Source organism: Streptomyces sp. NPDC048172 (assembly GCF_043202595.1).
GTDB lineage: Bacteria > Actinomycetota > Actinomycetes > Streptomycetales > Streptomycetaceae > Streptomyces.
Genome location: NZ_JBIDAT010000016.1, coordinates 6,482 through 26,959, shown reverse-complemented (window position 1 = coordinate 26,959; position 20,478 = coordinate 6,482). Strand labels below are relative to the sequence as shown.

Here is a 20,478-nt window from a genome sequence, read left to right as displayed (position 1 = left end):
TACCCGCTCCGGACCGCCGCTGTCAGTGCCGTGCTGCACGATGGGACCCATGGGTCAGAACTCGGCACTGGACGGCTTCTCCCCGGCGACCCGGGCGTGGTTCACGGCTGCCTTCAGCGAGCCGACGGCCGCCCAGGAGGGTGCCTGGAAGGCGCTGGCCCAGGAGTCGGACGCGCTGGTCGTCGCCCCGACCGGCTCCGGCAAGACCCTCGCGGCCTTCCTCGCGTCCCTGGACCGGCTGGCCTCCGCCCCGCCCCCGGCCGACCCGGTCAAGCGCTGCCGGGTGCTGTACGTGTCGCCGCTGAAGGCCCTCGCGGTGGACGTCGAGCGGAATCTGCGCAGCCCGCTGACCGGCATCCGCCAGGAGTCCGTGCGCCTGGGGCTGCCCGAGCCCGACATCCGGGTCGGCATCCGCTCCGGCGACACCCCGGCGTCCGAGCGGCGCTCGATCGCCCGCCGTCCCCCGGACATCCTGATCACCACGCCCGAGTCGCTCTTCCTGATGCTGACGTCCTCGGCGCGCGAGGCGTTCTCCGGCGTCGAGACGGTGATCCTGGACGAGGTCCACGCGGTGGCGGGCACCAAGCGCGGCGCCCATCTCGCGCTCTCCCTGGAGCGGCTGGACGAGCTGCTGGAGCGCCCCGCGCGCCGTATCGGCCTGTCCGCGACGGTGCGCCCGGTGGACGAGGTGGCGCGGTTCCTCTCGCCCCGGCGGCAGGCCACGGTCGTGCAGCCGCCCTCCGGCAAGGAGTTCGCGCTGTCGGTCGTCGTGCCCGTGGAGGACATGGGCGAGCTGGGCGGCTCCCCCGCGCAGGACGCGGCCAAGGACCCCGGCGGCGGCCCGGGAGGCGGCGCGAAGCCGTCCATCTGGCCGTCGGTGGAGGAGCGGATCACCGACCTCATCCAGGAGCACCGCTCCACCATCGTGTTCGCGAACTCGCGCCGCCTCGCCGAGCGCCTGTGCAACAGGCTGAACGAGATCTCGTACGAGCGCGCGACCGGCGAGCCCATGCCCGAGGACCACTCCCCCGCCGAGCTGATGGGCGGCTCCGGCGCGGCAGGGGGCGCTCCCCCGCTGCTCGCCCGCGCGCACCACGGCTCGGTCTCCAAAGAGCAGCGCGCCCAGGTCGAGGAGGACCTGAAGGCCGGCCGGCTGCCCGCCGTCGTCGCCACCTCCAGCCTGGAGCTGGGCATCGACATGGGCGCCGTCGATCTCGTCATCCAGGTCGAGTCGCCGCCCTCGGTGGCCTCCGGCCTGCAGCGGGTGGGCCGCGCGGGGCACCAGGTGGGAGCCGTCTCGGCGGGTGTGGTCTTCCCCAAGTACCGGGGCGACCTCGTGCAGTCCGCCGTCGTCACCGAGCGGATGCGCCAGGGCGCCATCGAGTCGCTGCGCATCCCGGCCAATCCGCTCGACGTGCTGGCCCAGCAGATCGTCGCGATGACCGCCGTGGACACCTGGGACGTCGACGAGCTGCTGACCCTGGTGCGCCGCGCCGCGCCCTTCGCGGCGCTCCCCGAGTCGGCGTTCGCCTCGGTCCTCGACATGCTCGCGGGGCGCTATCCGTCCGACGCCTTCGCCGAGCTGCGCCCCCGTCTGGTGTGGGACCGGGTGGCGCACACGGTGAGCGGCAGGCCGGGCGCGCAGCGGCTCGCGGTGACCTCGGGCGGGACCATCCCGGACCGCGGCCTGTTCGGGGTGTTCCTGGCCGGAGCGGACCCCAAGAAGGGCGGGGGCCGCGTCGGCGAGCTGGACGAGGAGATGGTCTACGAGTCCCGGGTGGGCGACGTGTTCACCCTGGGCACCACCTCCTGGCGGATCGAGGACATCACCCGGGACCGGGTCCTGGTCACCCCGGCGCCGGGCGTGCCGGGACGGCTGCCGTTCTGGAAGGGCGACCAGCTCGGCCGCCCGCTCGAACTGGGCCGCGCGCTGGGCGCGTTCCTGCGCGAGGTCGGCTCCCTGCCGCGCGAGAAGGCCGAGGAGCGGCTGAGGGCCTCCGGCATGGACGAGCTGGCGGTGAGCAATCTGCTGGCCTATCTGGGCGAGCAGCGCGAGGCCACGGGCCATGTCCCGGACGACCGTACGATCGTGGTGGAGCGCTTCCGCGACGAGCTGGGCGACTGGCGCGTCGTCGTCCACTCCCCGTTCGGCGCGCAGGTGCACGCCCCCTGGGCGCTCGCGATCGGCGCCCGCCTCACCGAGCGGTACGGGATGGACGCCCAGGTGATGCACGCGGACGACGGCCTCGTCCTGCGGCTGCCCGACGCCGAGCTGATGGGCCTGGACCTCTTCGACGACCCCTTGGGCGAGCCCGGCGAGGGGCCCGGCGGCCAGGAGCTGTCCGTCGACCCGGAGCAGCCCCCGCTCGGCGTCGGCGACGTCCTGTTCGACAAGGACGAGGTCAACCAGATCGTCACCGACCAGGTGGGCGGATCGGCCCTGTTCGCCGCCCGGTTCCGCGAGTGCGCCTCCCGCGCGCTGCTGCTCCCGCGCCGCAGTCCCGGAAAGCGCACGCCTCTTTGGCAGCAGCGGCAGCGCGCCGCGCAGCTCCTCCAGGTGGCCAGCGAGTTCGGCTCGTTCCCGATCATCCTGGAGGCCGTCCGCGAGTGTCTCCAGGACGTGTTCGACGTGCCGGGCCTGACCGAGCTGATGGGCGACGTCGAGGCGCGCCGCGTCCGTATGGTCGAGGTCACCACCCCCGAGCCGTCCCCCTTCGCCCGCTCGCTCCTGTTCGGCTACGTCGCGCAGTATCTGTACGAGGGCGACTCCCCGCTCGCCGAGCGCCGCGCCGCAGCCCTCTCGCTCGACTCCCGGCTGCTGTCGGAGCTGCTGGGCCAGGCGGAGCTGCGCGAGCTGCTCGACGCCGACGTGCTGCACGAACTGGAGCGGGAGCTCCAGTGGCGCACAGAGGAGCGGCGCGTCAAGGACGCCGAGGGCGTCGCCGACCTGCTGCGCCTCCTCGGCCCGCTCACCACGGCCGAGCTGGCCGAGCGGGGCGCCGAGTCCGCCTGGCCCGAGGAGCTGGAGGCGGCGCGCCGCGCGATCCGCGTCCGTATCGCAGGCCAGGAGCACTGGGCGGCCGTCGAGGACGCGGGACGGCTGCGGGACGCGCTGGGGGCCGCGCTGCCCGTCGGCGTCCCGGAGGCGTTCACGGAGCCCGTTCCCGACCCGCTGGGCGACCTCCTCGCGCGCTACGCCCGTACGCACGGCCCGTTCATCTCGGCGGACGCCGCAGCGCGCTTCGGACTGGGCACGGCCGTCGCGGACGGGGCGCTCCAGCGGCTCGCCGCCGGGGGCCGCCTGGTGCAGGGCGAGTTCCATCCGTCCGGGGTGGGCCAGGAATGGTGCGACGCGGCGGTGCTGCGCCGGCTGCGCCGCCGTTCGCTGGCGGCGCTGCGCCAGGAGCTGGAGCCCGTGCCGCCGACGGCGCTCGCCGCCTTCCTGCCGCAGTGGCAGCACCTGGGCTCGGGCGGCGTCCGGGGCGTGGACGGGCTGCTGCGCACCGTCGAGCAGTTGCAGGGCGCGCCCGTCCCCGCGTCCGCGCTGGAGAAGCTCGTCCTCCCGGGCCGGGTGGGGGACTACGCCGCCCCGATGCTCGACGAGCTGACCGCCTCCGGAGAGGTCGTCTGGGCGGGCGCGGGCGCCCTCCCCGGCAAGGACGGCTGGATCTCGCTCTATCTCGCCGACACGGCCCCGCTGCTCCTCCCGCCCCCGCACCCCCTGGAGCTCACGCCGCTCCACCGGTCGGTGCTGGACACGCTCCAGGGCGGGTACGGACTGTTCTTCCGCCAGATCGCCGGTCAGGTCCGGGCCACCACCCATCCGGAGGCCGCCGATCCCGAGCTGGCCGACGCGCTGTGGGACCTGGTCTGGTCGGGCCGCGTCACGGGCGACACCCTCGCGCCCCTCCGCGCGCTCCTCGGCTCGGGCCGTACCGCGGGATCGACGGCGCACCGCGCCAAGAGGGCGACGCCGCGCGGGCGTTACGGGTCGTTCACGGCAGCCGCCGTAGCGGCGGGCTCCGGCGTCGCGGGCGGCCACGGCGTGGGCCGCCGAGGCCCGGGACGCCCGCAGTCCGCGCCGCCGACGGTCGCGGGCCGCTGGTCGCTCCTCCCCGAACCCGAGTCCGAACCCACGCACCGGGCGCACGCCCTGGCGCGCACCTTGCTGGACCGGCACGGCGTGGTCACCCGGGGCGCCGTCGCCGCCGAGGGCGTGGAGGGTGGCTTCTCCGCGGCGTACCGGGTGCTGTCCGTCTTCGAGGAGAGCGGCCAGGCCCGCCGCGGCTATGTCGTCGAGGGCCTGGGTGCCGCGCAGTTCGCGATGGACGGCGCCGTGGACCGCCTCCGCGCGGTCAGTACGGCGCGCGAGCGCGAGCTCCCGTCGGTGTCCGGCCCTTCGGGCAGCCGTTCCGCGCGCCGCGCGCTCGTCCTCGCCGCCGCCGACCCGGCGAACGCGTACGGGGCGGCGCTCCCCTGGCCCTCCCCGCCCGACGGCGCCACCCACAAGCCGGGCCGCAAGGCAGGCTCCCTGGTCGTCCTGGTCGACGGCGCCCTGACGCTCTACATGGAACGGGGCGGCAAGACGATGCTCGCCTGGACGGGCACCGACGACGACACGCTCGACGGCCGTACGGGCGCCGCGAACGGACCGGACGGCAGCTCCGTACGGAGTGCCCCGGGCAGCGGTCCAGGAGGCGGCACGCTCGACGCGACCGACGACAGGCTCACAGCCGCCGTCGAGGCCCTCTCCCGCGCCGCCCGCCAGGGCACCCTCGGCACGGTCACGGTGGAACGGGTCAACGGCACCCCGGCCCTCTCCTCCCCCGTCGGCACCGCTCTGGAGGCAGCGGGCTTCCACCCGACCCCCCGCGGCCTGCGCCTGCGCGCGGCGTAGCGCCGAACGCCCCGGCGCGCGACAGCGAACCGCACACCGCCGGAACGGCACCCCCGCCCCCGGCAGCGCAGGCCCGCACGCCACGCGCGGGGTGACCCGCACACGCCCCGGTGAGATACGCCGCGCGGCGTCGCGAGCGGGACCCCGGGCGGCGAATCGCCCGCTGCCTGAACGACATCCCCGCGCCCGACGGCGCGCTCATCCCCCGGCAAGGTACGCCGCGCGGCGTACCGAACGGGAGCAGCCCCCGGCGGCGAACCGCCCGCCACCTACCCAGCGGCGCACGCATGCGCCCCAGTGATGTACGCACGCACTCGCTGGGCGCACATCACGCGCCCGGCGGCCTACACACGCCCAGTGAGGTGCGCCGCGGGGCGATGCGAGCGGAGCAGCCTCCGGCGACGAACCGCACACCCCCGCGCCCGGCGGCGCACGCATGCGCCCCGGCGGCATACACACCCACCCTGGTGGCACACACCACGCGCCCAGCGGCCCACACGCCCCGGTGAAATACCCCGCGCGCCCCGTGAGGTCCCCGCACGCTCCCTCCCGCTGGCCGGTAACCGCCCCGGTGGCGTACGCGAGCGCCCCGGCTCCGTTCCGCCCACTCCCGGGGCGGCGCGGGCCCTGCGACCATGGCCGTATGCCCGAAGGTGACACGGTCTGGCGTACGGCCCACACGCTCCACGACGCACTCGCGGACCGGACGCTGACCCGTACGGACCTTCGCGTGCCCAAGCTCGCGACCGTGGACCTGTCCGGGCGCCGCGTCCTGGACGTCACCCCGCGCGGCAAGCACCTCCTCACCCGCGTCGAGGGCGGCCTCACCCTCCACTCGCACCTCGGGATGGACGGCTCCTGGCGCCTCACCGGCGGGCAGTACGGGCGGTATGCCGCCGGCAAGGGCGGTCCCGCCCATCAGATCCGCGCCGTCCTCGCCACGGACACGCTCACGGCGACGGGCTACCGACTCCCCGTCCTGGAGCTGCTGCGCACCCTGGAGGAGCACTCCGTCGTCGGCCATCTCGGCCCGGACCTGCTCGGCCCCGACTGGGACCCCGCCGAGGCCGAGCGGCGGCTCCTGGCCGACCCCGCCAGGCCCCTCGCCGAGGCCCTGCTCGACCAGCGCAACCTGGCGGGCATCGGCAATGTGTACGCGGCCGAGCTCTGTTTCCTCGCCCGCACCTCCCCCTGGGCCCCGGTCGGCTCGCTCACGCCCCCGCTCCCCTCCCGGCTGCTGACCGTCGCCAAACGGCTCCTGGAGGCGAACAAGGACCGCCCCGTCCGCCGCACCACCAACGGCAGCCGCCCCGACCGGAACCTCGCGGTCTACGGCCGCGAGCACCGCCCCTGCCACCGCTGCGGCGCCTCCGTCCGCGTCGGCGAGTACGGGCCGCCCGGCCGGTCGCGCTCCATCTGGTACTGCCCGCACTGCCAGCCCGCGCCCCACTGACGCGCGACGCGGACCAATTGACGGACCGTCAGATCCGGTCGTACCGTCCTGACCCATGACCCTCACGGCGTACGACCTGACCGGCCGGACCGCCCTCGTCACCGGCGCCGCCAGCGGCATCGGCCGCGCTTCCGCCCTGCTGCTCGCCGAGGCGGGCGCCCAGGTGCTCTGCGCCGACCTCGACGGCGAGGGCGCCTCCCGTACGGCGGAGCTGATCGCCGAGTCCGGCGGCACGGCCCACGCCCGTACCGTCGACGTCACCGACCGCTCCTCGGTCGCCGAGACCGTCGCCGCCGCCGTCCGCACGGGCGGTCAGCTCCACATCGCCGTGGCCGCCGCCGGGATCATGCACCGGAGCACCGTCCTGGAGACGGACGACGCCGACCTGGACCGGGTCCTCGACGTCAACTTCAAGGGCGTCCTGCGCACCTGCCAGGAAGCCGCCCGCAGCATGATCGGGACCGGCACCCCGGGGAGCATCGTCACGCTCTCCTCCGGCGTCGTCGACAGCGGCACCCCCGGGCTGCTCTGCTACGGCACGGCGAAGGCCGCCGTCGTCCAGCTCACCAAGATCCTCGCGTCCGAGACCGGCCCGCACGGCATCCGCGTCAACGCCGTCGCGCCCGGCTGGATACGGACGCCGATGACCGCCCGCTTCGACAGCACGCAGCAGCGCAGCGCCGAGGAGGCCATGTCCCGCGTCTCCCCGCTGGGCCGCGTCGGCGAGGCCGAGGAGGTCGCGCACGCGGTCCTGCACCTCGCCTCGGACGCCTCCGCCTTCACGACTGGTCAGATCCTGCGCCCCAACGGCGGGATCGCCATGCCGTGGTGAGCCCGAGCACCTTGAGCAGATCGGCGGCGCGCGGCGCCGCACCCCTGTCCGGCGCGACGTGCACGGGCAGCAGGCTCAGCCCCCAGCCCCCCGCGACCACGGACGCCTCCAGCGCCCCGCCCGCGCCCCACACGAGCCGCCCCATCGCGCTCAACCACAGCAGCGTGCCGAGGGCGCACAGCACGCAGAGGACACCGGACGGCCGACGTCCCGGCCGCGCCCGGCCGCCGCCGGCCCCACCGCCCGCCGCGTCTCCCGCCATGCCGCCCACCTCCCGCCGCACGCTCCACCTCGGCCGCCCCGTCACGTCACGACCGGGCCCACCATGGTCCCGCACACCCCGCGAGGGCGCGACCACGCACAGCAAGCGGGGACCGCAGGGGAGGGAGTACGGCCGCACACAGCAAAGGTCCCGCCGGATGCTCCAGCGGGACCTTCTTCGTTCTTCGTCTCTCAGGCAGCGACGACGTCCACTGCCTCCGTCGGCGCCTTGATCGTGACGCGCTCCTCGGGAACCCCCGTGACCGACGTCACAGTGAGCGGATTGAGCACCGGCCGCATGGGCGCGGGCACGGTGTCGCTCTGCGCGGACTCGGCCAGCTCGGCAAGTGCCAGCTCATCGCTGACTTCACGCATCAGCTCGGACATCCGCACATCGAGTGCGTCGCAGATGGATGACAGCAGTTCGGACGAGGCTTCTTTCTGGCCGCGCTCGACCTCGGAGAGGTAACCGAGCGAGACCCGGGCGGACGAAGAGACTTCGCGCAGGGTCCGGCCCTGGCGTTGGCGCTGCCGACGCAGCACGTCACCCAGCAGGCGACGGAGCAGAATCATCGGTGCTCCTCCCTCTCAACGCGCGGCGTCTTCCACAGCCTGTATCGGGACGGCCAGTTGGCCCCGACTCCTTCAGCCTCCACCGTACCGCCTCGGACAGCGGCCGTGCGGGGAGCGATGTCGTGTTCACTCAGGGCTGCAAACATCCATTCCCCCCGGTCTGTTCCCTACCCTGTCCCCGGCATTTTCGATCAGTAGCTTGCAGAGCAGCTCCAGAACTCCTCGAACACTCTCGGTACGGATTCGAGCACGCACACGGTCAGGATTCCCTTCAGGGTCCACCTCAAGCGGCAGACGTGCCGCGGCGACGGATCCGTCCGGCCCCGCCACCGCCACATAGACGGTCCCGACGGGCTGTCCGTCCTGGGGCTCGGGGCCTGCCACCCCGGTGGTGGCGATGCCCCAGTCGGCGCCCAGCACCCGGCGCACGCCCCGCGCCATCTGGCGCGCGACCTCCGGGTCGACCGCCCCGCGCTCGGCGAGCAGCGTCCCGTCGACGCCCAGCACGTCCCGCTTCAGCTCGGTCGCGTAGGCCGTCACGGAGCCGCGGAACGCGCGCGAGGCGCCCGCCACCGCCGTGACCCCGGCCGCGACCAGCCCGCCGGTCAGGGACTCGGCGATCGCGAGGGTCTCCCCGCGCTCACGCAGCAGCCCGAGGGCACGGACCGCCTCGTCCACCTGCCCCGCGCCGTCCAGCCCAGCCCGGCCCCCGTGCGGGCTCACTGCCGCTCCGCTCCCGGCACCCCGGCAGAACCGGTCTCCTCGACCTCGGCCCCGGCCTCGACCTCGGCCCCGGCCTCAGCCACCTCAGCGGCCATCTCAGCCGACCTGGCCGCCGACGCCTCTGCCGCCTCCGCCGCGGCGGCCCGTCCGGCCCTGCGCAGCACGACGGCCTGCCGTACGTAGTCCAGTCCCGTCGCGACCGTGAGGACGACGGCGACGGCCATCACCCACCAGCGCAGCGTCGCCAGCGGACCGGTCAGCGCCAGGACGTACATCCCGACGGCGATGCCCTGGGCCAGGGTCTTGAGCTTGCCGCCCCGGCTGGCGGGGATCACGCCGTGCTTGATGACCCAGAAGCGCATCAGCGTGATGCCCAGCTCCCGGGCGAGGATGACGCCGGTGACCCACCACGGCAGGTCGGAGAGGGCCGAGAGGCAGACCAGCGCGGCGCCCATGATCGCCTTGTCGGCTATGGGGTCGGCGATCTTGCCGAAGTCGGTGACAAGGTTGTAGCGCCGGGCCAGCTCGCCGTCGAAGAGGTCGGTGATCATCGCGATGGTGAACGCCGCCCAGGCGAACGAGCGCCAGGCCGGGTCGTGCCCGCCGCTGGCCAGCATCAGCGCCACGAAGGCGGGCACCAGCAGCAGCCGGATCATCGTCAGGATGTTCGCGATGTTCCACAGGCTCACCGGCCGTACGGTCGGTGCCGCCTTCGCCTTCGCGACGGGCCCCCGTCCCGCTGCGGAGGCCGGCACTCCCGTCATCTGCCCGCCTCCTCGCTCACCCGGACCGACGGCTCTGCGACGAGATCCACTCCCTCCGTCGCGACCACTCGTGCTTCGACCATACGTCCGACAGCCAACGGCTGTCCCTGCCCGCCCGGCCCGCCCTGCCCGTCCGCGCCCTCGGGCACCGACAGCAGAACCTGCCCGTCCGTCTCGGGGGCCTGGTGCGCACCGCGCCCCAGGGGGCCGTCCTCGGTGTCCACCGACTCGACCAGCACGCGCACCGTCTCCCCGATCCGCTCCTCCGCGCGCTGCGCGGTGAGCTCCTCGGCGAGCCGCGAGACCCGCGCCAGCCGCTCCGCGACCTCCTCGGACGGCAGCTTCTCCCCGAATCCGGCGGCCTCGGTCCCTTCCTCGTCCGAGTACCCGAACACGCCGATGGCATCCAGCCTCGCCTCGCTCAGGAAGCGCTCCAGCTCCTTCACGTCCGCCTCGGTCTCGCCGGGGAAGCCCACGATGAAGTTCGAGCGGGCCCCGGCCTGCGGCGCCTTGTTCCTGATCTCCTCCAGCAGCCCGAGGAAGCGCTCGGTGTCGCCGAAGCGCCGCATCGCACGCAGCACGTCCGGCGCGGAGTGCTGGAAGGACAGGTCGAAGTAGGGCGCGACGCCCTCGGTCCCGGTGAGCACGTCGATCAGGCCCGGCCGCATCTCGGCGGGCTGGAGGTAGCTGACGCGGACCCGCTCGATCCCGTCGACGGCGGCCAGCTCGGGCAGCAGCGTCTCCAGGAGGCGGATGTCGCCGAGGTCCTTGCCGTACGAGGTGTTGTTCTCGGAGACGAGCATGATCTCCGAGACGCCCTGCTCGGCGAGCCAGCGCGTCTCACCCAGGACGTCGGAGGGGCGCCGCGAGATGAAGGAGCCGCGGAAGGACGGGATGGCGCAGAACGTGCAGCGGCGGTCGCACCCGGAGGCGAGCTTCACCGAGGCCACCGGGCTGCTCCCCAGCCGCCTGCGCAGCGGGGCGCGGGGGCCGGAGGCGGGCGCGACGCCCTCGGGCAGGTCGGCGGGGGCCGGGGCCGCGGCCTGCACCTCGCCGTCCCCGTGGCCCGGCAGGGCGACCGAGGCGCCCTGCCGCTCGGCGGGGCTGACCGGAAGGAGCTTGCGCCGGTCACGCGGGGTGTGCGGGGCGTGCACGCCGCCGCTCAGGATCGTCTGGAGGCGGTCGGAGATGTCCGCGTAGTCGTCGAAGCCGAGCACTCCGTCGGCCTCGGGCAGGGCCTCCGCGAGGTCCTTGCCGTACCGCTCGGCCATGCAGCCGACGGCGACCACGGCCTGGGTCTGGCCATGATCCTTGAGATCGTTGGCCTCCAGCAGGGCGTCTACGGAGTCCTTCTTGGCGGCTTCGACGAAGCCGCAGGTGTTGACGACTGCGACATCCGCGTCCGAGGCGTCCTCGACGAGATCCCAGCCATCCGCCGCCAGGCGGCCTGCGAGCTCCTCCGAGTCCACCTCGTTACGGGCGCAGCCAAGCGTGACAAGGGCGACGGTGCGGCGTTCGGGCATGGGCTCAGCCTACTTCGTCCCGGCTTCCCCACCCGCCGCGAGGGCCCCCGGGCCACCCAGCTCAGTCGCCCCGAAGGGCTGTGCGATCAGCCGGCCTCGGGGTCTCCTCGCGTGTAGCTGACCCGCTGGACCTGCCCGACCTGGCCGACGTCCTTGACCTCCTTGCCGTTGACGTACAGCTTCACACCGCCCGCGTTGCCGAGAACGAGGTCGAGCCGCTTGTCGTCGGTGAGGGTCTTGGACTGGCCCTGGCGGAGCACGCCCTCGTGGACCAGGCGCCCGTTGTGATCCTTGGCGGAGACCCAGCTGCCGCCCTTCTCGGCGGTCATCCGGACGGTGACCTTGTCGGCGGGCGCTCCGGCGATGGCGCTGTCGGAGGGCTTGGGGTCCGCGGTCTTGCTCGGGCTGGGCTTGCCGGTCTCCTTCTTCGACGGGGCCTGCGAGGGCGTCTTCTCCGCGACGGCCCCGCCCGAGTCCTCGCCACCGCCGCCGTTGACCAGCGTGAAGCCGACGAAGCCGATGACGACGACGATCGCGGCGACCATGGCCGCCGTCCAGTTGGGACGCCGGGGCTCGGGACGGATCCGCTCCGCCTCGAACAGCGTCGCGGGAGGGGTCGGCGCCGGGCGGCCGCCGTGCTCCTCGTCGTACTGCGCGACGAGCGCGTCGGCGTCGAGACCGACGGCGCGCGCCAGCGTACGGATGTGGCCGCGGGCGTAGACGTCGCCGCCGCAGCGGGAGAAGTCGTCCTGTTCGATGGCCTGGACGATGGGGACGCGCACCCGCGTGGACGTACTGATCTCGTCCACGGTCAACCGCGCGTCGATACGGGCCTGCTGGAGGGCTCGGCCGACCGGGGGGCGGTGCTCGTCACCGACCGGCGGACGGTCCTCTTCGGGTGAGTTGCCGATGGACACGGGGGCGCCTTTCGAGCGTGTAGCCACCTGCTGGAGGTTCAGTCTAGGGGCCGGGCAAAAGGGTGGGGCAAGCGGGCGGACCGACTTTGTCCGCCATCGGGAGGCCAGGCCACCCGGTCCCGCCCGATACGCGCACATCCGCCCGCCGCTCTGCCCCGGTGGACGTAACGACCGCCGAAACGGTTGCCTCACGCTCCCATCCGTCGCTCGTACGAGTGACCTTGTGTCCCGCCCGTCCCGTGCGCGCCCCCGTCGCACCGCCCGGACCGGTCCCTCACACGAGCCGTACACGGGCCGTCGCCCTATCCATCGCCCTATCCGTCGCCCCGGATGACGGCCAGCACCCCGTCCAGCTCGTCGGGCTTCACCAGGACGTCACGGGCCTTCGAGCCCTCACTGGGCCCGACGACGCCGCGCGACTCCATCAGGTCCATCAGCCGTCCGGCCTTGGCGAAGCCCACGCGCAGCTTGCGCTGGAGCATCGACGTCGAGCCGAACTGCGTGGACACCACCAGCTCCGCCGCCTGGCAGAGCAGGTCCATGTCGTCGCCGATCTCCTCGTCGATCTCCTTCTTCTGGGCCTGGCCGACCGTCACGTCGTCGCGGAAGACGGGCGTCATCTGCGCCTTGCAGTGGTTGACGACGGCCGCGACCTCCTCCTCCGTGACGAAGGCGCCCTGCATGCGCGTCGGCTTGTTCGCGCCCATCGGCAGGAACAGACCGTCACCCTTACCGATGAGCTTCTCGGCGCCGGGCTGGTCGAGGATGACGCGGCTGTCGGCCAGCGAGGAGGTGGAGAAGCCCAGCCGCGAGGGCACGTTGGCCTTGATGAGGCCGGTGACGACGTCGACCGAGGGCCGCTGGGTGGCCAGCACCAGGTGGATGCCCGCGGCGCGCGCGAGCTGCGTGATGCGCACGATCGCGTCCTCCACGTCGCGCGGGGCCACCATCATCAGGTCCGCCAGCTCGTCCACGATCACCAGCAGATACGGGTACGGGGACAGCTCGCGCTCGCTGCCCTCGGGCGCCGTCGCCTTGCCGGAGCGCACCGCCGCGTTGAAGTCGTCGATGTGCCGGTAGCCGAAGGCGGCGAGGTCGTCGTAGCGCAGGTCCATCTCGCGCACGACCCACTGGAGCGCCTCGGCGGCCTTCTTGGGGTTGGTGATGATCGGGGTGATGAGGTGCGGGATGCCCTCGTACGCCGTCAGCTCGACCCGCTTGGGGTCGACAAGGACCATGCGGACGTCCTCGGGCGTGGCCCGGGCCATCACGGAGGTGATGAGGCAGTTGATGCAGGACGACTTGCCGGAGCCGGTGGCGCCCGCGACCAGGATGTGCGGCATCTTGGCGAGGTTCGCCGAGACGTAGCCGCCCTCGACGTCCTTGCCGAGCCCGGCGAGCAGCGGATGCTCCTCGCCCGCCGCCTCGGCGGAGCGCAGCACGTCGCCAAGGTTGACCATCTCGCGGTCGCTGTTCGGGATTTCGATGCCGACGGCGGACTTGCCGGGAATCGGGTTGATGATCCGCACGTCCGGGCTCGCGACCGCGTACGCGATGTTCTTCGCCAGCGCGGTGATCTTCTCGACCTTCACGCCGGGGCCCAGCTCGATCTCGTAGCGGGTCACCGTCGGGCCGCGGGTGAAGCCGGTGACGGCGGCGTCGACCTTGAACTCGCGGAAGACGTTCGACAGCGACTCGACGACCTGGTCGTTGGCCGCGCTGCGGGTACGTCCGGGGCCGCCGCGCTCCAGCAGGTCGAGGGAGGGCAGCGCGTACGTGATGTCGCCCCGGAGCTGCAGCTGCTCGGCGCGGGGCGGCAGCGCGTCGGGCTCCGGCGGCGCGGCGGCCTTGGTCAGGTCCGGGACGGCGCCCTGTCCGGTCTGCTCGTCGTCCCCGCGCGCGCCCGGCACTCCGGCGCCCGGCGCCCCGGCGTCCGCCCCCGCGCCCGCCTTCTCGCGCCCCGCCGAGACGGAGCTCGTGAGGTCGGCGACGAGCGGCGAGGGCTGCACCCCGTGCAGCACCGCGCCGTCCAGCGAGGCCGCCGCGGCCGCCGCCACGTCCACGGCGTCCAGCGGCCGGTCCTGGGCCCCGTCGTCCTCCGGGAGCGGCTGCTGCGTCCCCGCGCGCTTGCCCTTGCGGGCGGTACGGCGCCGGTCCAGCGCCTCCTTCTCGGCGAGCGCCGGGTCGATGTTGTCCTTGCGGACGCTGTGCCGCGTACGGCGCGGCCGGGGCTCGTCGTCCTCGTCCTCGAAGGCGGCGGCGTCCTCCGGCTCGTACTCCTCGTCGGGCCGGGGCGCGACCACACCGAGACGTACGCCGACGTCGCGCAGGCGCTCCGGGATGGCGTTGACGGGCGTGGCCGTGACGACGAGCAGCCCGAAGACCGTGACGAGCACCAGCAGCGGCACGGCCAGCATCTCGCTGAGCGTGACGATCAGCGGCCGGGAGGCCGCCCAGCCGATGAGGCCGCCCGCGTCCTGCAGCGCCTCGGTGCCCTCCCCGCGCCCGGGCGCCCCGCAGCCGATGTGGACGAGCCCGAGCACGCCGATCACCAGTGCGGAAAGCCCAATGACGATACGGCCGTTGGCCTCGGGCTTCTCCGGGTGCCGGATCAGGCGTACGGCGATGACGCCGAGCAGTATCGGCACGAGGAGGTCGAGACGGCCGAAGGCGCCGGTGATGAGCGTCTTGATGAGGTCGCCCACGGGCCCGTGCAGATTCGACCAGGTGCCCGCCGCGACGACCAGGGCGAGCCCGAGGAGCAGCAGGGCGAGCCCGTCCTTGCGGTGCGCCGGGTCGAGCGCCTTGCCGCTGCGCCCTATGCCGCGGAACACGGCGGCCACCGCGTGGGCGACGCCGAGCCAGCAGGCCCGCGCCATGCGGAAGATCCCCCCGGTGGGGGACGGCGCGCCCTTGGCCGCGGGCTTGCCGCCCTTGCCCTTGGGCTTGGCCGCCGCCTTCTTGGCCGGTGCCTTCTTGGCGGGTGCCTTCTTCGCCGGGGCCTTTTTCGCGGCAGCCTTCTTCGCTGGCGCTTTCTTGGCTGCCTTTCCGGTTCCCGACGTTCGTGAGGCCATGGGGGTGAGGTTACTCGGAACGGGCCTGTGATGTCGTTCGGAGGGCCGCGTGTGAGCCGCGTGTGGCCCGCTTACGGCCGGGTTCCACGGGGTGCCCCGGGCGCCCGCGCCGCACGGGTCCGGGGCACCGAAAGCGCCCCGGGAGCTAGTTCTGTGACGGCACGTGAGCCGAGGTGTCGCCGCCCGTGCCGGGCTCCAGCGCGTCAAGTGCCCGGCGGAGCCCGGAGAGTTTCCGCTCCAGGTGCGCGGCGGTGGCGGCCGTGGCCGCGTCGGCCGAGTCGCCCAACTGCTTGGTGAGCGCCTCCGCCTGCTCCTCGACGGCGGCCAGCCGGGCCGACAGCTCGACGAGCAGCCCCGGTGCCTCGGCCGCCTCCTCGTCCGGCTCGCCGCGCTGGCCCGGGCCGTTCCCCTCCAACTGGAGGCGCAGCAGGGAGGCCTGCTCGCGGAGCTGCACGTTCTTCATGTACAGATCGACGAACACCGAGACCTTCGCCCGCAGCACCCACGGGTCGAAGGGCTTCGAGATGTAGTCCACCGCGCCCGCCGCGTATCCACGGAAGGTGTGGTGCGGGCCGTGGTTGATGGCCGTGAGGAAGATGATGGGGATGTCGCGCGTGCGCTCTCTCCGCTTGATGTGCGCGGCGGTCTCGAACCCGTCCATCCCCGGCATCTGGACATCCAGCAGAATGACCGCGAAGTCGTCTGTCAGCAGCGCTTTGAGCGCTTCCTCCCCTGACGATGCCCGCACCAGCGTCTGATCGAGCGCGGAGAGAATGGCCTCCAGCGCCAGCAGATTCTCCGGCCGGTCATCGACCAGGAGGATCTTGGCCTTCTGCACCATGGCCCGTCCTCCTCGCCCCGGCAGCCCCTCGGACGCCGCCCCTGGGGGCGGCTCCCTGTCGCCGCCGCCCGTCCTTGTGCCGGTCATGGTAGCCGCACCCTGCGGCCCGCCACACCCTGTCACCGCGATGTCACTGTGCACGTAGCAGAAACGCCCCAGGGGACCAAAAGGTTCCCGGTTTACCGCGTTTCCACACGTCTTTGACCACACTGAGTCAGCATGTGGCCCGCGCAGACCCCGCACGGGTCACGGTGTCATATTCACGGTGCACCCATCCACCGCCTCATGACACCCAACAGGTGTTCCGTGTCCACCGGCTTGGAGACGTAGTCGGACGCACCGGACTCGATGCTCTTCTCACGGTCGCCCTTCATGGCCTTCGCCGTGAGCGCGATGATCGGCAGTCCGGCGAACTGCGGCATCTTACGGATGGCCGCCGTCGTCGCGTAGCCGTCCATCTCCGGCATCATGATGTCCATCAGCACCACGGCCGCGTCGTCGTGCTGCTCCAGCACCTCGATGCCCTCCCGCCCGTTCTCGGCGTAGAGCACCTGGAGCCCGTGCTGTTCCAGCACGCTGGTGAGTGCGAACACATTGCGGATGTCGTCGTCGACGATGAGGACCTTACGGCCGGCGAGGCCGCCCATGTCCGCTCTCTCGACCTCCTGGCCCTCCTGGGCGACCGAGTCCGGCACGGCGCCCGTTCCGCCCTCAGAAGCGCTCCCACGGCCCTCGTAGGCGTTCCCCAGCTCCACGGCCGGGCCCGTCCCCGCCGCCGAAGGCGCCACGCCGTTGCCGCGCTGCGCGTTGTACGGCAGGGCCTCCGGGGGCAGCTCGGCCTGGGGCCTGCCGCTCTCCTCGCGCCTGCGGCGCCGGTCGGCGAGGCTGTTCGCGGCCTCGGCCGCGGCCTCCTCCGGCGTCATCGGAGGCGCCGCCTCCGCCGCGCCCTCGGACGTACCGACCGGCTCGGCCGCCGCGGCGCCCGTACCCGCCGCCGCGATGGCCAGCGTGGCCCCGGAGTCGATCTGCGTGTAGCCCTGGGGCGGCAGTTCGGTCGGGTGCAGCGGGAGGTAGAGCGTGAACGTGGAGCCCCTGCCCGGTTCGCTCACCGCGTAGATCTCGCCGCCCAGCAGGCGCGCGATCTCCCGGCTGATGGACAGCCCGAGACCGGTGCCGCCGTACTTGCGGCTCGTGGTGCCGTCGGCCTGCTTGAACGCCTCGAAGATGACGCGCATCTTGCTCTGCGCGATCCCGATGCCCGTGTCGGCCACCGAGAAGGCGATCAGATCGGCCTCCGCGTCCCGCAGCGACCCCTGCTCCAGCATCTGCTCGCGGATCGTCTCCGGCACGTCGTCCCGCGCCGAGCGGATGACCAGCTCGACCGCGCCGGTGTCGGTGAACTTCACCGCGTTCGACAGCAGGTTGCGCAGCACCTGGAGCAGCCGCTGCTCGTCCGTGTGCAGCGTCGCGGGCAGCTCCGGCGAGACCCGTACGGAGAAGTCGAGACCCTTCTCGGCGGTCAGCGGCCGGAAGGTCGCCTCCACGTAGTCGACGAGCTGGACGAGCGCGATACGGGTCGGGCTGACGTCCATCTTGCCCGCCTCGACCTTGGCGAGGTCGAGGATGTCGTTGATGAGCTGCAGCAGGTCCGAGCCCGCGCCGTGGATCGTCTCGGCGAACTCGACCTGCTTGGGGGAGAGATTGCTCTCCGCGTTGTCGGCGAGCAGCTTGGCGAGGATCAGCAGCGAGTTGAGCGGCGTGCGCAGCTCGTGCGACATGTTCGCCAGGAACTCGGACTTGTAGCGCATCGAGACGGAGAGCTGCTCGGCGCGCTCCTCCAGGACCTGCCGCGCCTCCTCGATCTCGCGGTTCTTGATCTCGATGTCGCTGTTGGTCTGGGCGAGTTGCTCGGCCTTCTCCTCCAGCGCCGCGTTCGACTCCTGGAGCGCCTTCTGCCGGTTCTCCAGCTCGCCCGAGCGCTCCCTGAGCTGCGACGCGAGCTCCTGCGACTGTTCCAGCAGCCGCTCGGTGCGCGTATTGACGCTGATCGTGTTGACGCTCGTGGCGATCATCTCGGCGATCTGGTTGAGGAAGTCCTTCTGGATCTGCGCGAACGGCTGGAACGACGCCAGCTCGATCACGCCCAGGACCGAGCCCTCGAAGATGACCGGCAGCACGATGACGTTCGCCGGCGGTGCCTCACCGAGCCCCGAGGAGATCTTGAGGTACCCGGGCGGCGAATGGTCCACGAAGATGGTCCGCTTCTCCTTGGCCGCCGTCCCCACCAGCGACTCACCCGGGGTGAACGTCGTGGGCATCGAGTCCGTGCAGTAGCCGTAGCTCCCGAACATCCGCAGCTCGTACGAGCCGTCCTCGCCCGGCCCCGCGCCGACCCCGGTCGCCTCCCCGGGCGTACCCGTGGGCACCGACAGGAAGAACGCGCCGTGCTGCGCGGAGACGACGGGCGTCAGCTCGCTCATGATGAGCCCGGCGACGTCCCGCAGATCGCGGCGGCCCTGCATCAGGCCGGAGATCCGCGCCAGGTTGCCCTTCAGCCAGTCCTGCTCCTGGTTGGCCTGGGTGGTGTCGCGGAGGTTGGCGATCATCGTGTTGATGTAGCCCTGCAGCTCCAGGATCTCGCCCGCTGCCTCGACGTCGATGTGGACGTTGTGGTCGCCCCGCGTCACGGCGGTGGCCACCTCGGCGATGGCCCGCATCTGACGCGTCAGGTTGCCCGCCATCTCGTTCACCGAGTCGGTCAGGTCCTTCCACGTGCCCGCGACGCCCGGCACGCGCGCCTGGCCGCCCAACTGGCCCTCGGTGCCCACCTCGCGGGCCACCCGGGTCACCTGCTCGGCGAACGACGACAGCTGGTCGACCATCGTGTTGATCGTGGTCTTGAGCTGGAGGATCTCCCCGTTGGCCTCGATGTCGATCTTCTTGGTGAGGTCGCCCTTGGCGATCGCCGTGGTGACCATGGCGATGTTGCGGACCTGGCCCGTCAGGTTGGACGCCATCGAGTTCACGGACTCGGTGAGGTCCTTCCAGGTGCCCGCGACGCCGACCACCCGTGCCTGGCCGCCCAGCACACCGTCCGTACCGACCTCGCGCGCGACCCGGGTGACCTGGTCGGCGAAGGACGACAGCGTCGTCACCATCGTGTTGACCGTGTCGGCGAGCTGCGCGACCTCGCCGCTGGCCTCGACGGTGACCTTCTTCGTCAGGTCGCCCGTCGCCACCGCGGCGGCCACCTGGGAGATGTTCCTGACCTGTCCTGTCAGGTTGTTGGCCATGATGTTGACGTTGTCGGTCAGGTCCTTCCAGATGCCCGACGCGTCCCGCACCCGTGCCTGGCCCCCGAGCTGCCCCTCGGTGCCCACCTCGCGCGCCACCCGCGTGACCTGCTCGGCGAACGACGACAGCGTGTCCACCATCCCGTTGACGGTGGTGACCAGCGCGAGGATCTCGCCCTTCGCGTCGACGGTGACCTTCTTCGACAGGTCGCCCTGCGCGACGGCGGTCGTGACCTCGGCGATGTTCCGCACCTGGGAGGTGAGGTTGTTCGCCATCCCGTTCACCGACTGGGTGAGGTCCTTCCACGTCCCCGAGACGCCCTTGACCTCGGCCTGGCCGCCCAGGATGCCCTCGGTGCCGACCTCGCGCGCGACGCGCGTGACCTCCTCGGCGAAAGAGGAGAGCTGGTCCACCATCGTGTTCAGCGTGGTCTTCAGCTCCAGGATCTCGCCCCGGGCGTCCACGTCGATCTTCTGCGACAGGTCACCGCGCGCGACGGCGGTGGCGACCTGCGAGATGTTGCGCACCTGGGTCGTCAGGTTGCCCGCCATCCCGTTCACCGAGTCGGTCAGGTCGCGCCATACGCCCGCGACGCCGGGCACCTGCGCCTGGCCGCCCAGCCTGCCCTCCGTACCGACCTCCCGGGAGACCAGTGTGACCTGGTCGGCGAAGGCCGAGAGCTGGTCGACCATGGTGTTGATGGTGCTCTTCAGCTCCAGGATCTCGCCGCGCGCGTCGACCTCGATCTTCTGTGAGAGGTCGCCCCGCGCCACGGCCGTCGTCACCTGAGCGATCTGCCGGACCTGCTCGGTCAGGTTGTTCGCCATGAAGTTGACGGAGTTGGTCAGGTCCTTCCACGTGCCCGAGACGCCGTCCACCCGGGCCTGCCCGCCCAGGCGGCCCTCCGTACCGACGTCCCTGGCCATCCGGGTGACCTGCTCGGCGAACGAGGAGAGCTGGTCCACCATCGTGTTGACGGTGTTCTTCAACTCCTGCATCTCGCCCGAGACATCGACGGTCACCTTCTGCGACAGGTCACCGTTGGCCACCGCCGTCGTCACCTGCGCGATGTTGCGGACCTGGCCCGTCAGGTTGCGGAAGGCCGTGTTGACCGAGTCGGTGAGGTCCTTCCAGGTGCCCGCGGCACCCGGCACGGACGCCTGCCCGCCGAGCACACCGTCGACCCCGATCTCCCGGGCGACGCGGGTGACTTCGTCTCCGAACGAAGACAGCTGGTCCACCATCGTGTTGACGGTGTTCTTCAACTCCTGCATCTCGCCCGAGACATCGACGGTCACCTTCTGCGACAGGTCACCGTTGGCCACG

At 72.5% G+C, this 20,478-nt stretch carries 12 protein-coding genes; 3 read left to right on the top strand and 9 right to left on the bottom strand.

Features of this window, described 5'->3' with window-relative positions:
• The first annotated feature begins 40 nt into the window (after positions 1-40).
• From ACGF3A_RS42085 to ACGF3A_RS42075, 3 genes are all read left to right on the top strand, one after another.
• Positions 41-4,897 carry a DEAD/DEAH box helicase gene (locus ACGF3A_RS42085; RefSeq protein ID WP_393736279.1) on the top strand — a complete coding sequence of 1,619 codons (4,857 nt, stop codon included), beginning with the start codon at positions 41-43 and terminating at the stop codon, positions 4,895-4,897.
• Positions 4,898-5,540: 643 nt separating this feature from the next.
• Entirely contained in the window at positions 5,541-6,350 is an 810-nt protein-coding gene (locus ACGF3A_RS42080; RefSeq protein WP_393736277.1) for an Fpg/Nei family DNA glycosylase, read from the top strand.
• 55 nt (positions 6,351-6,405) lie between these two features.
• On the top strand, positions 6,406-7,182 hold the full coding sequence (locus ACGF3A_RS42075) for an SDR family NAD(P)-dependent oxidoreductase (RefSeq protein WP_393736275.1): 777 nt from the start codon (positions 6,406-6,408) through the stop codon (positions 7,180-7,182).
• Here the strand turns inward: ACGF3A_RS42075 and ACGF3A_RS42070 are convergent.
• From ACGF3A_RS42070 to ACGF3A_RS42030, 9 genes are all read right to left on the bottom strand, one after another.
• Positions 7,130-7,444, bottom strand: coding sequence for a hypothetical protein (locus tag ACGF3A_RS42070; RefSeq protein WP_393736273.1), 315 nt, complete (start codon positions 7,442-7,444; stop codon positions 7,130-7,132). The genes ACGF3A_RS42075 and ACGF3A_RS42070 overlap by 53 nt on opposite strands.
• A 191-nt stretch (positions 7,445-7,635) precedes the next feature.
• Positions 7,636-8,016 carry a helix-turn-helix domain-containing protein gene (locus tag ACGF3A_RS42065; RefSeq protein WP_393736271.1) on the bottom strand — a complete coding sequence of 127 codons (381 nt, stop codon included), beginning with the start codon at positions 8,014-8,016 and terminating at the stop codon, positions 7,636-7,638.
• A gap of 126 nt (positions 8,017-8,142) precedes the next feature.
• Entirely contained in the window at positions 8,143-8,739 is a 597-nt protein-coding gene (locus ACGF3A_RS42060; protein ID WP_393736269.1) for a CinA family protein, read from the bottom strand.
• Positions 8,736-9,503 carry a CDP-diacylglycerol--glycerol-3-phosphate 3-phosphatidyltransferase gene (gene pgsA / locus ACGF3A_RS42055; protein WP_393736267.1) on the bottom strand — a complete coding sequence of 256 codons (768 nt, stop codon included), beginning with the start codon at positions 9,501-9,503 and terminating at the stop codon, positions 8,736-8,738. The genes ACGF3A_RS42060 and pgsA overlap by 4 nt, the downstream gene beginning before the upstream one ends.
• On the bottom strand, positions 9,500-11,026 hold the full coding sequence (rimO, locus tag ACGF3A_RS42050; RefSeq protein WP_393736265.1) for a 30S ribosomal protein S12 methylthiotransferase RimO: 1,527 nt from the start codon (positions 11,024-11,026) through the stop codon (positions 9,500-9,502). The genes pgsA and rimO overlap by 4 nt, the downstream gene beginning before the upstream one ends.
• Before the next feature lie 86 nt (positions 11,027-11,112).
• Positions 11,113-11,943: a helix-turn-helix domain-containing protein gene (locus ACGF3A_RS42045; protein ID WP_393736263.1), complete on the bottom strand. Its 831-nt coding sequence runs from the start codon at positions 11,941-11,943 to the stop codon at positions 11,113-11,115.
• Positions 11,944-12,257: 314 nt separating this feature from the next.
• Positions 12,258-15,017, bottom strand: a complete 2,760-nt coding sequence (locus ACGF3A_RS42040; protein ID WP_393736260.1) for a DNA translocase FtsK — start codon at positions 15,015-15,017, stop codon at positions 12,258-12,260.
• Positions 15,018-15,162: 145 nt separating this feature from the next.
• A complete protein-coding gene (locus ACGF3A_RS42035) occupies positions 15,163-15,858 on the bottom strand; it encodes a two-component system response regulator (RefSeq protein ID WP_393736432.1) in 696 nt (231 codons plus the stop codon).
• Positions 15,859-16,118: 260 nt separating this feature from the next.
• On the bottom strand, positions 16,119-20,478 hold a 4,360-nt coding region (locus ACGF3A_RS42030), incomplete at its 5' end, for a HAMP domain-containing protein (protein WP_393736258.1).